At 50.1% G+C, this 12978-nt stretch carries 15 protein-coding genes and 1 other annotated feature; all 15 genes read left to right on the top strand.

Features of this window, described 5'->3' with window-relative positions:
- The first annotated feature begins 200 nt into the window (after positions 1-200).
- The 15 genes from AQR02_RS18570 to AQR02_RS18505 all read left to right on the top strand — a co-directional run bounded on the left by AQR02_RS18570 (position 201) and on the right by AQR02_RS18505 (position 12013).
- The gene (locus AQR02_RS18570) at positions 201-956 is read left to right on the top strand and encodes a cell division protein FtsQ/DivIB (protein ID WP_054941746.1); all 756 of its coding nucleotides are present in this window, start codon (positions 201-203) and stop codon (positions 954-956) included.
- Between the two features lie 27 nt (positions 957-983).
- Complete coding sequence (locus AQR02_RS32525; RefSeq protein ID WP_159067790.1) at positions 984-1316, top strand: hypothetical protein; 333 nt, start codon at positions 984-986, stop codon at positions 1314-1316.
- Positions 1303-2568 (top strand): cell division protein FtsA, encoded by a 1266-nt coding sequence (ftsA, locus tag AQR02_RS18565; RefSeq protein ID WP_054941745.1) that lies wholly within the window; start codon positions 1303-1305, stop codon positions 2566-2568. Before AQR02_RS32525 ends, ftsA begins: the two co-directional genes overlap by 14 nt.
- A gap of 63 nt (positions 2569-2631) precedes the next feature.
- A complete protein-coding gene (gene ftsZ / locus AQR02_RS18560) occupies positions 2632-3741 on the top strand; it encodes a cell division protein FtsZ (protein ID WP_054941744.1) in 1110 nt (369 codons plus the stop codon).
- A gap of 126 nt (positions 3742-3867) precedes the next feature.
- Positions 3868-4740, top strand: a complete 873-nt coding sequence (locus AQR02_RS18555; RefSeq protein ID WP_054941743.1) for an Rpn family recombination-promoting nuclease/putative transposase — start codon at positions 3868-3870, stop codon at positions 4738-4740.
- A 187-nt stretch (positions 4741-4927) separates the two neighbouring features.
- Complete coding sequence (spoIIGA, locus tag AQR02_RS18550; RefSeq protein ID WP_054941742.1) at positions 4928-5875, top strand: sigma-E processing peptidase SpoIIGA; 948 nt, start codon at positions 4928-4930, stop codon at positions 5873-5875.
- A gap of 65 nt (positions 5876-5940) precedes the next feature.
- Positions 5941-6663, top strand: a complete 723-nt coding sequence (gene sigE / locus AQR02_RS18545) for an RNA polymerase sporulation sigma factor SigE (RefSeq protein ID WP_054942164.1) — start codon at positions 5941-5943, stop codon at positions 6661-6663.
- 78 nt (positions 6664-6741) lie between these two features.
- Positions 6742-7524: an RNA polymerase sporulation sigma factor SigG gene (sigG, locus tag AQR02_RS18540; protein WP_039875939.1), complete on the top strand. Its 783-nt coding sequence runs from the start codon at positions 6742-6744 to the stop codon at positions 7522-7524.
- Positions 7525-7718: 194 nt separating this feature from the next.
- On the top strand, positions 7719-8030 hold the full coding sequence (locus tag AQR02_RS18535) for a YlmC/YmxH family sporulation protein (protein ID WP_054942163.1): 312 nt from the start codon (positions 7719-7721) through the stop codon (positions 8028-8030).
- 111 nt (positions 8031-8141) lie between these two features.
- Positions 8142-8996, top strand: a complete 855-nt coding sequence (gene pgeF, locus AQR02_RS18530; protein WP_054941741.1) for a peptidoglycan editing factor PgeF — start codon at positions 8142-8144, stop codon at positions 8994-8996.
- Positions 8997-9005: 9 nt separating this feature from the next.
- Positions 9006-9698 carry a YggS family pyridoxal phosphate-dependent enzyme gene (locus tag AQR02_RS18525; protein WP_054942162.1) on the top strand — a complete coding sequence of 231 codons (693 nt, stop codon included), beginning with the start codon at positions 9006-9008 and terminating at the stop codon, positions 9696-9698.
- Positions 9698-10135 (top strand): cell division protein SepF, encoded by a 438-nt coding sequence (locus AQR02_RS18520; protein WP_054941740.1) that lies wholly within the window; start codon positions 9698-9700, stop codon positions 10133-10135. Before AQR02_RS18525 ends, AQR02_RS18520 begins: the two co-directional genes overlap by 1 nt.
- Positions 10136-10142: 7 nt before the next feature.
- The gene (locus AQR02_RS18515; protein WP_082451904.1) at positions 10143-10412 is read left to right on the top strand and encodes a YggT family protein; all 270 of its coding nucleotides are present in this window, start codon (positions 10143-10145) and stop codon (positions 10410-10412) included.
- Between the two features lie 4 nt (positions 10413-10416).
- Complete coding sequence (locus AQR02_RS18510; protein WP_054941739.1) at positions 10417-11199, top strand: YlmH family RNA-binding protein; 783 nt, start codon at positions 10417-10419, stop codon at positions 11197-11199.
- A gap of 328 nt (positions 11200-11527) precedes the next feature.
- On the top strand, positions 11528-12013 hold the full coding sequence (locus AQR02_RS18505; RefSeq protein WP_054941738.1) for a DivIVA domain-containing protein: 486 nt from the start codon (positions 11528-11530) through the stop codon (positions 12011-12013).
- 171 nt (positions 12014-12184) lie between these two features.
- Positions 12185-12463, top strand: a binding site (T-box leader).
- Positions 12464-12978 lie beyond the last annotated feature (515 nt).

Raw genomic sequence — 12978 nt, 5'->3', positions numbered from 1 at the left:
AACTACTGTAGTCGAGCAGGCGCACCATATTGACCGGGGCTATGACGGTATCGAGAAGCTGTTTCAGAAGCTGGGTGCACGCATCAGCCGCAAAGCACCTGTACCGGGTCCTGTTGATTTGGCCAATTAAAGCTCCCTGTCTCCTTCGGCTTACTGAACTGTAAGGGAAGGAGACAGGGCCTTACTACGGAGATATGAGAATGCCTAAAACCCGTTTACCTCTTCTAAAAGAGGACAAGCCTGTAAAAAAAATGAGCCGTAAAATCACCGTTATACTGCTGCTGCTGTTCCTCGCACTGCTGGCGGTCATCTTTTTCCGCTCATCAGTCAGCCGTATTACGGAGATTAATATTCAAGGAAATAAATATTCTACCCGGGAGGAACTCCTTACCCAGAGCGGACTTGTGGTCGGCGGCCAGTTTTTCGCAGCTTCTGCTCATTCTGTAGAAGAGGCGCTGAAAGGGCTTAAGACCGTTCGGGAAGCAACCGTGGAGAAGGATTTCCCCGGAGTTGTCAACATCACTATCGCAGAGTTCCCGGCAGTAGCTTACGAGTTAGATCAGCAAGGCACTCTGGAAGCTATTCTGTCCAGCGGAGCGGCGGTCAAGGTAAATGAGACTGGGATTGCGGTGGAGAAGCCTATTTTGACTAACTGGCAAGCAGATGACCCATTCAAGGCTAAGCTTTGCCAAGCATTAGCCGACATTCCGAATGAACTGACCAGTGACATTTCCGAGATTGTACCTTCACCAACCTTATCCTTCCCGGACCGGATTAAACTGTACACACGTTCGCATTTTGAAGTTATTACGGCGATCTCCCTGCTGAAAGATAAAGTGGAATATCTGAATCAGGTGATAGAGACGGAACAGCCCGGGCTGATTAAGATGCTTGAAGCTGATACTTATGTTCCTTTCGTTGCCGAAAATGAGGACAAAGAGGTCATACAAGAGTAAAAAGTCCCTACTAATAATGCGGAAAAAATGCTACAATCTGTTTTACGGGCAATAAGCTGTATCCCTCTTTTTTCTGCGGTTTTTTTGAAAGTTAGACCGGAATATGGATGTTATTCCTTTATTAACCTTATTTCACTTGTGATATCTCTTCGTATCCTGTTTTTTTTGCAGATACCTCACTACTCACAAGGTATAAACCATATTATCCCATTCAAAAAAATTGTAGAAAAAAGAGGGAAAGGAATAGGGATGTTGAATATGTACAAAGAGCTTTCCGGAACCGGAAAAGAGTTTGTTTCGTCAGCATCATATTTTATTTTGATTATAACAGGAGGTGCCATAGGGCTTGAGCAACAATGACATCATTGTTAGTTTGGACATCGGTACATCCAAAGTTCGGGCAATTATTGGGGAAGTAACTAATGGAACCTTTAATATTATTGGCGTTGGATCTGCTGATTCGGAAGGAATACGCAAGGGTGCGATTGTAGATATCGATCAGACTGTGCAATCGATCAAGAGTGCCGTAGAACATGCGGAGCAAATGGTCGGTATTCAAATATCCGAGGTCTATGTCGGAATATCCGGTAATCATATCGGTCTGCAATCCAGCCATGGCGTCGTGGCCGTTCAGAATGAGGACCGTGAAATCGGCGAAGATGATATCGAACGCGTAATCAAAGCAGCAGAGGTTATTGCTCTGCCGCCTGAGCGTGAAGTTATCGATGTTGTCGCCAAGCAATATATCGTTGACGGCCTTGAAGGAATCCAGGATCCCCGCGGAATGATCGGTGTTCGTCTGGAAGTAGAGGCGACGATCATTACGGGGGCTAAAACGCCAATACATAATCTGCTTCGCTGTGTAGAGAAATCAGGGCTGAAAGTTAAGGATCTTGTGCTGATGTCTCTGGGAGCCGGCGGATTGGCGCTTTCCAAAGATGAGAAATCTATGGGAGCCGTACTGGTTGACATCGGTGCGGGCTCTACGACGATAGCCGTATATGAAGAGGGTTCCCTTTGTGCAACCTCCACGATCCCGATCGGCGGAGAATTTGTAACCAATGATATCGCGTACGGACTCCGTACACTTACAGATCAAGCAGAAAAGGTAAAGCTGAAATACGGCTGCGCCTGGATAGACGATGCTGCCGCAGATGTTGTGTTTAAAGTGCTCCGCATCGGCAGCAATGTGGAAAAGGAATTCAATCAGGAAGATTTGGCAGCTATTATTGAACCGAGAGTCCAGGAAATATTCCACTTGATTCGTCAGGAAGTGAAGCGGTTAGGTTACAATGAGCTTCCTGGAGGTTATATACTTACGGGTGGTACTGTATCCATGCCGGGTGTATTAAAAGCAGCCCAGACTGAGCTATCTGCTTCTGTGCGGATTGCTGTTCCTGATTATATCGGAGTCCGGGACCCCGGCTTTACCGGCGGCGTAGGCATTCTGCATAACGTCGTCCGCCGCTTCCGCAGTCGGGGGACTAGTGGCGGGAACGCCAACAAGAAGACGGTCAACCGAAGCAAGCAGAGCGCCGCTCCAAACCAGGAGACCGATAAGAAGCCAGGTTTGGTGGAGCGTCTAAAAAATATGTTTAGCGAGTTCATATAAGTGTAGTCCAGATATACTTGGACTGGCCATCCAAGCACTATTCGAGGGGGAGATGGAATCAATATGTTGGAATTTGATTTTGAAATGGAGAGCTTGGCGCAAATAAAGGTCATCGGCGTGGGCGGCGGCGGAAGCAATGCTGTTAACCGGATGATCGAAAATGGCGTTCAGGGTGTTGAATTCATCACGGTTAATACAGATGCCCAAGCGCTGCATATGGCCAAATCGGAGCATAAATTGCAAATCGGGGACAAGCTTACCCGGGGACTTGGTGCAGGAGCCAATCCTGAAGTAGGCAAGAAAGCGGCCGAGGAGTCCCGCGATCTGATTTCGAATACGCTTAAAGGTGCCGACATGGTCTTTGTTACCGCAGGAATGGGCGGAGGGACCGGTACTGGCGCAGCACCCGTGATTGCCGAAATTGCCAGAGAGTGCGGAGCACTCACTGTGGGTGTTGTTACCCGCCCGTTTACATTTGAAGGAAGAAAACGTTCGAACCAGGCTGAGCTGGGTATCGAGGCTTTGAAAGAAAAAGTAGATACCTTAATTGTCATTCCTAATGACCGCCTGCTTGAAATCGTCGATAAGAAAACACCGATGCTGGAAGCATTCCGCGAAGCGGATAATGTACTCCGCCAGGCTGTACAGGGTATTTCGGACCTTATCGCTGTTCCGGGACTTATCAACCTCGACTTTGCCGATGTGAAGACGATCATGACAGAACGCGGCTCTGCGCTTATGGGTATCGGTATTGCCACCGGTGAGAACCGTGCCTCTGAAGCAGCCCGCAAGGCCATCATGAGCCCGCTCCTCGAGACTTCTATTGAGGGTGCACGCGGCGTTATTATGAATATTACAGGCGGCTCCAACCTCTCCCTGTATGAGGTGAATGAGGCAGCTGAGATCGTTACCTCAGCTTCGGACCCTGAAGTGAATATGATCTTCGGTGCCATCATCGAAGAGAGCATGAAGGATGAAATCAAAGTTACGGTTATTGCTACCGGCTTTGAGCACAAGCCTTCACCCGTTGCACCAGCACGCCGTCCTGCGGCAAGCAGTGAGCCTGCAGCAGACAAAAGTGCTAATCTGCGTCCGTTTGGGAATCAGACGGCCTCTGATCAGCTGGATATTCCGACCTTCCTGCGCAACCGCACACGCGGGAATAACGACTAATTATTAGCCATAACAGTATACCTTTACGGAAGCACCGTATCCACCTGGCCTAATGCTGGGACCGGATACGGTGTTTTTTTGCATTTTCAGCTGATATAATACGGATAACGGGAGTGGATACGTAAGATGGAGCTGCTTGATCCCCGGGTGGATTTTGTGTTTAAAAGAATTTTTGCAAGCGTAAGCAATAAGGATGTTCTGCTGGCTTTTCTGAATCGAGTACTGCTCGATGCCGGCGACCCGCCGCTGCAGGAAGTGGTGCTGCTCAATCCGTATACGGACAAAGACGACCCGCTGGATAAGCAGTCTATCTTTGATATTTGGGCTAAGACGGTTGATGGCAGGCTGATCAATATCGAAATGCAGCTGTTTAACCGGTACGACATGGAGAAGCGGACCTTGTATTACTGGAGCAAACGGTATTCAAGTCAGCTTCAGACCGGCGGTAAATATACAGAACTCAAGAAATGCATAACGATCAATATTTTAAATTATAGTGTTTTGCCTAATGAGCATACCCACAGTGTGTTCCATCTGCGGGAAGACGGCAGCGGTGCAAAGCTTACTGATGATATAGAAATTCATTTTCTGGAGCTGCCTAAGCTAAATACAACTGCCGTCCCTGGTGAAGAAGGGCTGGTCAACTGGCTGCTGTTTTTGAAAGGAAACGATAATTCGAATTGGGAGGTATTGCGGATGAACGAACCGGCATTAAGAAAAGCAATGGAAACGCTGGAATTTTTGAGTCAGGATTCCGAAGCCAGGCGTAAATATGAAGACCGCCAAAAATTTCTGCACGATGAGGCTTCACAAAGAGACGGCGCTCAAAGAGAAGGCTTTGCTAAGGGAATGGAAGAAGGAATGAAAGAAGGAATGAAAGAAGGAATGAAAGAAGCCAAACTGGAGATAGCCCGGAAATTGCTGCAAATGGGATTGGATCTCCCAGCCATACAGACGGCGACTGGACTGTCGGAAGATGAACTGAAGTCTATGAATTGAAATATCGCTCAGCTGAAGCCAGCCTTTCAAGGTTGGCTTTTTTGAGTACGCCGTGCTATAACTCGACAAAAAAACCTCCAGAATGCCCCCCATGTTTAGACAGACTTTGAATGTGAGACTTTCTATACTAATCATATCGTCCAAAAAAGAGAGCCTGCTTCCGGCTCCGGATAGGCAGGTGAATGCAATGGTAGTTTATATTGACTTGATTTTCGCTGCCAATCTGCTGATCGACGGAGTGCTTTTATGGCTGACAGGCTGGCTGGTTAAAGTTAAAGTCCCCTGGTGGAGGCTGGCTCTCTCTGCGCTGGTTGGCGCATTGTATGTGGTGATGATGTTCGTACCGGAGCTCTCTTTTCTCTATACCTTCCTAATTAAGTTCGGATTGTCGGTACTGATGCTATGGATCGCTTTCGGGTTCAAGAGTCTGCAAAGCTATCTGCGCGCATTAGGAGCTTTTTATGTGATTAATTTTGCAGCAGCCGGCGGTATTGTTGGTGTTCACTATTTGCTGCAAAGCTCCGGCGACATCTGGAACGGTATTCTGTTTACCTCTTCGGGAGGTCAAGCTTACCGGCTAAAAATCGGTTTCTGGTTCGTGCTCGCTGCACTTCCGCTGATTCTGCTGCTCTTCAAGCTGTTCCATTCTTCGCGGATCCGCAGAGAACAACTGGATTCCTATATCGGTGAGGTGTCTGTGGAGATTGAGGGCGTAATCGTTGTCTGTCCGGGCCTGCTGGACACGGGAAACCGGCTGAATGATCCATTGACGCGGATTCCGGTGATGGTTATGGAGGCTTCACTTTGGGAAACCCATCTGCCGGCCGCCTGGAAAGGCAAGCTGACGCAGATGAGTGCGGACAAACTTCTGCTGGAAACGGACGGGCAGTCTTTTGCTTGGCAGGACCGGATGCGGCTTGTACCCTACCGGGGAATTAACCGCGGGGCGGCGTTTATGCTCGCGCTGAAGCCTGATCTGGTGAAGATAAAGCTTGGTGAGGAGATCTTCTGCAGTAAAAGAGTGCTCATCGGGCTGGATGGCGGGACACTGTCGGGAGACGGAGCGTACCGGGCGGTCATACACCCTGACTTAGCCCAAAAAGAGCACACCGCTGAAGCGGCAGTGCCTTGTTGATAATGGTCGAAGAGGATGAGATAAGGAACATCTGGGGGAACGGTGTACTTCTTGGAGGAGGAACAATAATGGTCAAATGGAAGCTTGCGCTGCAGCTGCAGTACTACCGCATGCTGTTTCTGCTGGGTCTGAAAAGCCAAGAAATTTATTATATCGGCGGAAGTGAGGCTTTGCCTCCTCCCCTGACCCGGGAAGAAGAGGAATATTTGCTGCAGCGGCTGTCCACCGGTGATGCTGCAGTCCGGGCGATGCTGATTGAGCGTAACCTGCGCCTGGTTGTCTACATTGCCCGCAAATTTGAGAATACAGGCATCAATATCGAGGATCTCGTCTCTATTGGTGCTATTGGGCTTATTAAAGCAGTAAACACGTTTGATCCGGAGAAGAAAATCAAGCTGGCAACCTACGCCTCACGGTGCATCGAGAACGAGATTCTGATGTATCTGCGGCGAAACAGCAAGACGCGCAGTGAGGTATCCTTTGATGAGCCGCTGAATATCGACTGGGACGGTAATGAGCTGCTGCTATCAGATGTGCTCGGCACTGAAAATGATACCATTTACCGCAATATTGAGGAACAGGTCGACCGAAAGCTGCTGCAAAAGGCGCTGGAAAAGCTCAGCGAGCGGGAGCGGCTGATCATGGAGCTGCGGTTCGGGCTGCGCGGGGGCGAGGAGAAAACACAAAAAGACGTTGCTGATCTGCTGGGTATCTCTCAATCTTATATCTCGCGTCTGGAAAAGAGGATTATCAAACGGCTGCGCAAGGAGTTCAACAAGATGGTGTGAGCGGAAAAAACCAAGGAATAAAATGCCGGGCCGGGGAGATAATGTACAGTAATGTTTCTCCTTGGGAGGTAAATCATCATGACCCGAAACAAAGTCGAGATTTGCGGTGTGGATACTTCCAAGCTGCCCGTTCTGACAAATGTGGAAATGCGGGAGCTGTTCACTTCGCTGCAGCAGCAGGGCGAGCGATCCGCCAGAGAGAAATTAGTTAACGGTAACCTCAGACTCGTTCTTAGCGTTATTCAAAGGTTCAACAATCGGGGAGAGTTCGTTGACGATCTGTTCCAGGTAGGCTGCATCGGTCTGATGAAAGCCATCGATAATTTTGATCTATCGCAAAATGTGAAGTTCTCCACCTATGCAGTACCGATGATCATCGGTGAAATCCGCAGATACCTCAGGGATAATAATCCGATCCGGGTGTCGCGTTCGCTGCGGGATATCGCCTACAAAGCGCTTCAGGTCCGTGACAGTCTGACGAATCAGAATTCGCGGGAGCCAACGATTTTTGAAATTTCCCAGGCGCTCGGTGTACCAAAAGAGGATGTTGTTTTCGCACTGGATGCGATCCAGGACCCGGTCTCCTTGTTCGAGCCGATCTACCATGACGGCGGGGACCCGATTTACGTGATGGATCAGATCAGCGATGACAAAAACAAGGATGTCTCGTGGATTGAAGAAATTGCCCTGCGGGAAGCAATGCGCAAGCTGGGGCAGCGGGAAAAGCGGATTCTTTCCATGCGGTTCTTCGAAGGCAAGACCCAGATGGAAGTTGCGGATGAGATCGGTATTTCACAGGCCCAGGTTTCCAGGCTTGAGAAGTCGGCCATCCAGCAGATGCAGAAGCATGTGAAGTCTTAAAGCTGACGTTAAAAAAGCAGGGGTATCCAGTTCAGGCTTGCATAAGCAGCCGGAGGATACCCCTTTGTAATGCAAAATACCCAACTGCAATTAACTTTGCATGTTGCCAAGCCTTTGGATCATATACTCAGCTATAGGTCTGATTGTACAGGGGTGGCGAGGTGAACGAGGATTCTTTGGGCTCAGGCAAAAAAATGAAGATTTCCGATTTTCAGACAAAGGATGTCATTAATATCGTGGATGGAAAACGGCTGGGACAGATCAGCGATCTGGAGCTTGACCTGCGCCGTGGCGTGATTGATGCTATCATCGTCCCCGGTTTCACCCGCTTTATGGGACTTTTCGGAGGCGGAGCCGATCTGATTATTCCCTGGCGGAATATTGTTAAGATTGGCGCGGATGTCGTGCTCGTTAAGATTGAGGAATCCAGATTGCCGCAAGGGCAGGAAGAGCGGGAAACGATGTATCTGGAACGGGGGGACCGCAATGAACGGCGCACTTATTAACCGGGTGCGTCTTTTTTATTCGGGGTCCCCGCAAAGTACTTGAATAGGCTTCGGAGTCCTAACGTCACTTTATGGGGAATTCTTGTGGTACACTTAAGCGGAGGTGAGAGAATGGAACCATTTGTGCAAAAACAGGGGATGCCTGTGCTGCTGGAGCTTGAGCCGTGGCACGGGTACAGAGAGATTACCGCCGGCTTCACAGGAAGACAGGGCGGATCCGGCAAGCCGCCTTATGACAGCTTCAACTGTGCTTTTCATGTCGGTGATAATCCGGAGGATGTGCTCAGCAACCGGGAAAAGCTTGCGGAGTGTCTGGGGTTTAGCTTGGATGCCTGGACCTGCGGGGAGCAGACCCACGGTAAACATATAGCGTTAGTGACAGAGGCAGACCGCGGACGCGGCAGCCGGACAAGAGCTTCGGCCTTCCAGTCAACAGATGGGCTGCTGACCAATGTGCCGGGAGTGCTGCTTACTTCTTTTTATGCGGATTGTGTACCGCTGTACTTTTATGATCCGGTGGAGCGTGTAGCGGGATTGGCCCATGCAGGATGGAAAGGGACCGTAGCGGAAATTGCCGGGGCCATGGTCAGTAAAATGGCGGAGGCTTACGGAAGTAAGCCGCAGCATATTTTAGCTGCCATAGGGCCTTCTATTGGAGAATGCTGCTACGAGGTCGATGATTATGTAATAAAACATGTTCTTCAGCTAGAAGAAACATTGGCTCACACCGCTTCCTCCGGGACAGAACAGGACTTATACACCAAATCGCTATCTGATGACAGCAAAAGTATGCTGAACTTGAAAGAATTGAATCAACGCATTATGATTAAAGCAGGAATTTTGCCGACTCATATCGAATGTACAACGTGGTGTACAAGCTGTAACACCGATCTGTTCTTTTCTTACCGGAAGGAACAGGGGATTACAGGAAGAATGACGAGCTGGATCGGAATAAAGGAGAGTTGAATGTTGGTTTTGACACTGCAGGACAGAATCGCCGATGTAGAGGGACGTGTAGCACGTGCCTGCGCGGCAAGCAGCCGGGATGTAAGTGACGTCAAGGTTATCGCAGTGACGAAATATGTATCGCTGAAGACGGTGGCTGCTGTGCTGGAGGCAGGTTTAGAGGACATTGCCGAGAGCCGCTGGCAGGATGCCGAGCATAAATGGAAAGCGCTGGGAGACAAGGGTACTTGGCATTTTATCGGCCATTTGCAGACCAATAAGGTTAAGGACGTTATCGGCAAATTTGAATATATACACTCTTTGGACCGGTTATCATTGGCACAGGAACTGCACAAAAAAGCCGATGCCGTGGGAATTACCGTGAAGGCCTTCCTTCAGGTGAACATTTCCGGAGAAGATACGAAGTTTGGTTTGCCGCCTGAAGCGGTGCCGGGATTTCTAAGGGAGATCGCTTCTCTGCACCGGGTAAAAGTAATCGGACTGATGACGATGGCGCCTCATGAAGGCGATCCAGAGCTTACACGTCCCGTATTCCGCGGACTCCGTGAGCTTCGAGATGAGCTCAATCTGCTGGCTTTGACACCTGAGCCTATACAAGAGCTGTCGATGGGAATGTCGAATGATTTTGAAGTAGCGATACAGGAAGGAGCCACCCAGGTGCGCCTGGGGACGGTATTAGTAGGTCACGAGGAGGGAGCTTGATGGGCGTGATGAACCGGTTTATGAGTTTTTTGGGCTTGCAGGAGGAAGTTGTGGAACGGGAGCAGATCTCCCGTGATGAGGATGAATACGAGCCCACCCCTGTAGAAACCCGCAAAAATCAGCGGGCCAACGTCGTCAGTATCCATTCGCAAAAAAATGTGAAAGTCGTACTGTATGAACCCCGTTCCTACGAGGAGGCTCAGGAAATCGCAGATCACCTTCGCTCGCACCGTACGGTCGTCATTAATCTGCAGCGTGTGCGCAACGATCAGGCAATGCGGATTATTGATTTTCTCAGCGGAACTGTTTATGCCCTGGGTGGAGGAATCTCCAAGATTGGGGGCAATATATTTATGTGCACACCGGATACAGTTGAAATTCAAGGCTCCATTACAGAAATTCTAGGTGACGATCAAGATTACAACAGAATGAGGTGAACAGGTTTTGAACGAAGTATCTTCTATTATCAACATCCTATTTCAGATTTACTATTACATGATTCTTATATACATTCTCATGTCCTGGTTACCTAACCTGCGCGAGAACTTCATTGGTGAGCTCCTCGGCAAGCTTGTGGAGCCGTACCTGAGCCCGTTCCGGAGGATTATTCCCCCGCTTTTTGGCACGATAGACATTTCCCCAATCATTGCGATTATCGTGCTGCGCTTTGCTGTAGGCGGGCTTCACTCCATTGTGGCCCTGATTTTCGGCTAAGCAGATGAAGAATGAAATTTACGGGCATTTTCATCCTGACGAACGGCAATTTGTGGACAAGGCCTGGGAATGGGTCACCCATGCAGGAGAATTTCATGAGACCAAGCTGACCGAATTTCTTGATCCGCGCCAAGGTTATATTCTGCAGAGTCTGGTGAACCGCCATCCCGATGTTGAAGTACGATGGGAGGGCGGTTCTGAAGGTTCCGAGCGGAAACGTGCACTGGTGGCTCCGGATTACCGGGATCTATCAGACGAAGATATGGAGCTTAAGGTTCTCGCAATTTCCTCCGGGGAGCAGAAATTCCTCTCTCTGGAGCATGGCGATTATATGGGAGCTATCCTTGGATTAGGGGTCAAAAGAGGGAAAATCGGCGATATTCATGTGCTTGAGGATGGGTGTCATGTGGTCGTAGCGGCAGATATCGCAGATTATCTGGCGATGAATCTGACGGGAGTGCACCGGATTAATGTCAGTACAGAGCTTTTGCCGTTATCCGGCTTACGCAGCAGTGAGGTAAAGCTTGAGACGATGGAATTAACGGCGGCTTCCCTGCGGCTTGATGGTATTGCTGCAGATGTTACCCGGCTCAGCCGGAGCAAAATATTGATCCCGATCAAAGCCGGACGCGTCCGGGTGAACTGGAAAGTAGAGGAGGATCCCTCCTGCGGACTCAAGGATGGGGATATGGTCTCCATCCAGGGTTTTGGCCGGTTCAAGGTTCTGGAGATTGGCAGCCTGACGAAAAAAGGCCGGTACCGGGTCCGGGTCGGTAAATTTGTGTGAATCCCTAGCAGGAATCTGCAGGTGCTTGTCGAAATTCATAATCTCTAGGGAAGCAAACATTTTGAAAGCTGGACGCCGATACTTGTAAAAGGGGCGATCCTGAAGCGGCATTCGAAATGAATTCCTACTTGCGCCTTATTATTGAAAATGTAAGGATGTAAAGATCAGCTACCATCCTTATTTTCTCGAAGAACCGGTTGCCTCCTTCAGATGGGGCGATGCATCCGATTCTTTTTACAGTACAGTCTTTCTTCTATGTCTGCCGGGACATCCTATGATTCATAGTTCAGGGACATAAAAGGTCCGAAATTTCTAGGAGGTGCACAGCATGCCATTAACGCCGCTCGATATACATAACAAGGAGTTCTCCCGGAGAATCCGTGGTTATGATGAAGACGAGGTCAATGAATTTCTGGATCAGGTAATCAAGGATTATGAAAGCGTCATTCGTGAGAACAAAGAGCTGCATAATCAGCTTCTGACCATTCAAGAGCGTCTCGACCACTTTGTGAATATCGAGGAAAGTTTATCGAAGACTATCCTTGTCGCTCAGGAAGCGGCTGATGATGTGAAGAACAATTCCAAGAAAGAATCACAGCTGATCATTAAAGAAGCAGAAAAGAACGCCGACCGCATTATCAATGAAGCGTTGTCCAAATCCCGCAAGGTCGCGATTGAGACGGAAGAGCTGCGTAAGCAGGCCTCTATCTACCGGACCCGCTTCCGTACACTGGTAGAAGCGCAGCTGGAGCTGCTCTCCCAGGATGACTGGAACGCGCTCGAAAGCCGCGAAACCAGCGAAAATCTGCTCTGACTTTGTACCTAAGTCGTGACTGGATTTGCTCAGGCCAGGGGAGACGGTATAGCGGCAAGCCAGAGTGGGCAAGCTGCTAACGGATGAATAAGCCCGGTACCTGCGGTGCTGAGGGTGTTGACATTTTTTCTTAAAACGTCTATAACTAGAACATATCTGTGTCATGTTCATAAGTATTCGATGACGGGACAAAGTACGATAAGGTATTGTTCTCCAGAGAGTCGGCGGTTGCTGCGAGCCGATTGTTCACGCCTTGCCGGAAGATCTTCCCCTAGAAGCTAAGCTGAAGCGATGTATTCGTGCGTAGGTGCAGCCGTCTGCCGGACGTTATCCCGGACCCGTACAGTACAATTATGTGCGGAACTGAGATTGTGCTGAATACACTTCCCTTAAGGATGTGCGTGAAGCGCAGAATTAGGGTGGTATCGCGAGCGTCGTCTCGCCCCTTTAGGGGCGGGATGGCGCTCGTTTGCGTCTTATCCCCCTAAATCCCCCTTCCAAGGGGGACCCCAAGGGCTCGCCGCCCTCTGGACACCCGCAACAAGGGCTCCGGGCAGAGAGCGGCGATGGCGGACGGGAGGGATCACTTCGGCGGGGGAGCGGCCCTTCTTAGGCTCCCCTGGCGGGAACGCCTGCGGGGCCTTACCTTAAGGCAAGAGCCGGAAGACTAACGGCAAAGGCAGGCGTCCCGCCCAGCGCTGCCCTTCGGGATCGCGGGGCGGGTGCCCAAGATCTAAGAGCTTGCGGCGGCTTCGCCCCGCCGCTGCGGGCGTCCCGCCCAGCGCTGCCCTGACGGGATCGCGGGGCGGGTGCCCCAAGAGCAGCGCGACTAGCGTGCCTGAGGTAGAGCGGGCCGCTTGCGGCGACAAGCGAGGACTACAACCAAAACCATCAATCACACCGCCTCTGTCCCGGAACTAGCCAATATTCCGGGTGTCCAGAGGGCCGGGGCCCTCGGGGTCCCC

It is taken from the genome of Paenibacillus ihuae (genome assembly GCF_001368795.1).
Classification (GTDB): Bacteria; Bacillota; Bacilli; order Paenibacillales; family Paenibacillaceae; genus Paenibacillus_AQ; species Paenibacillus_AQ ihuae.
This window is presented reverse-complemented; position numbering and strand designations above follow the sequence as displayed.

Bases quoted from the DNA above. Each gene is read 5' to 3' on its own strand.
- AQR02_RS32525 (WP_159067790.1), top strand. From the start codon at position 984: ATGCTACAATCTGTTTTACGGGCAATAAGCTGTATCCCTCTTTTTTCT.
- AQR02_RS18505 (WP_054941738.1), top strand. From the start codon at position 11,528: ATGCCATTAACGCCGCTCGATATACATAACAAGGAGTTCTCCCGGAGA.
- spoIIGA (WP_054941742.1), top strand. From the start codon at position 4,928: ATGGTAGTTTATATTGACTTGATTTTCGCTGCCAATCTGCTGATCGAC.
- ftsZ (WP_054941744.1), top strand. From the start codon at position 2,632: ATGTTGGAATTTGATTTTGAAATGGAGAGCTTGGCGCAAATAAAGGTC.
- sigG (WP_039875939.1), top strand. From the start codon at position 6,742: ATGACCCGAAACAAAGTCGAGATTTGCGGTGTGGATACTTCCAAGCTG.
- AQR02_RS18535 (WP_054942163.1), top strand. From the start codon at position 7,719: ATGAAGATTTCCGATTTTCAGACAAAGGATGTCATTAATATCGTGGAT.
- AQR02_RS18520 (WP_054941740.1), top strand. From the start codon at position 9,698: ATGGGCGTGATGAACCGGTTTATGAGTTTTTTGGGCTTGCAGGAGGAA.
- AQR02_RS18510 (WP_054941739.1), top strand. From the start codon at position 10,417: ATGAAGAATGAAATTTACGGGCATTTTCATCCTGACGAACGGCAATTT.
- AQR02_RS18555 (WP_054941743.1), top strand. From the start codon at position 3,868: ATGGAGCTGCTTGATCCCCGGGTGGATTTTGTGTTTAAAAGAATTTTT.
- pgeF (WP_054941741.1), top strand. From the start codon at position 8,142: ATGGAACCATTTGTGCAAAAACAGGGGATGCCTGTGCTGCTGGAGCTT.
- AQR02_RS18570 (WP_054941746.1), top strand. From the start codon at position 201: ATGCCTAAAACCCGTTTACCTCTTCTAAAAGAGGACAAGCCTGTAAAA.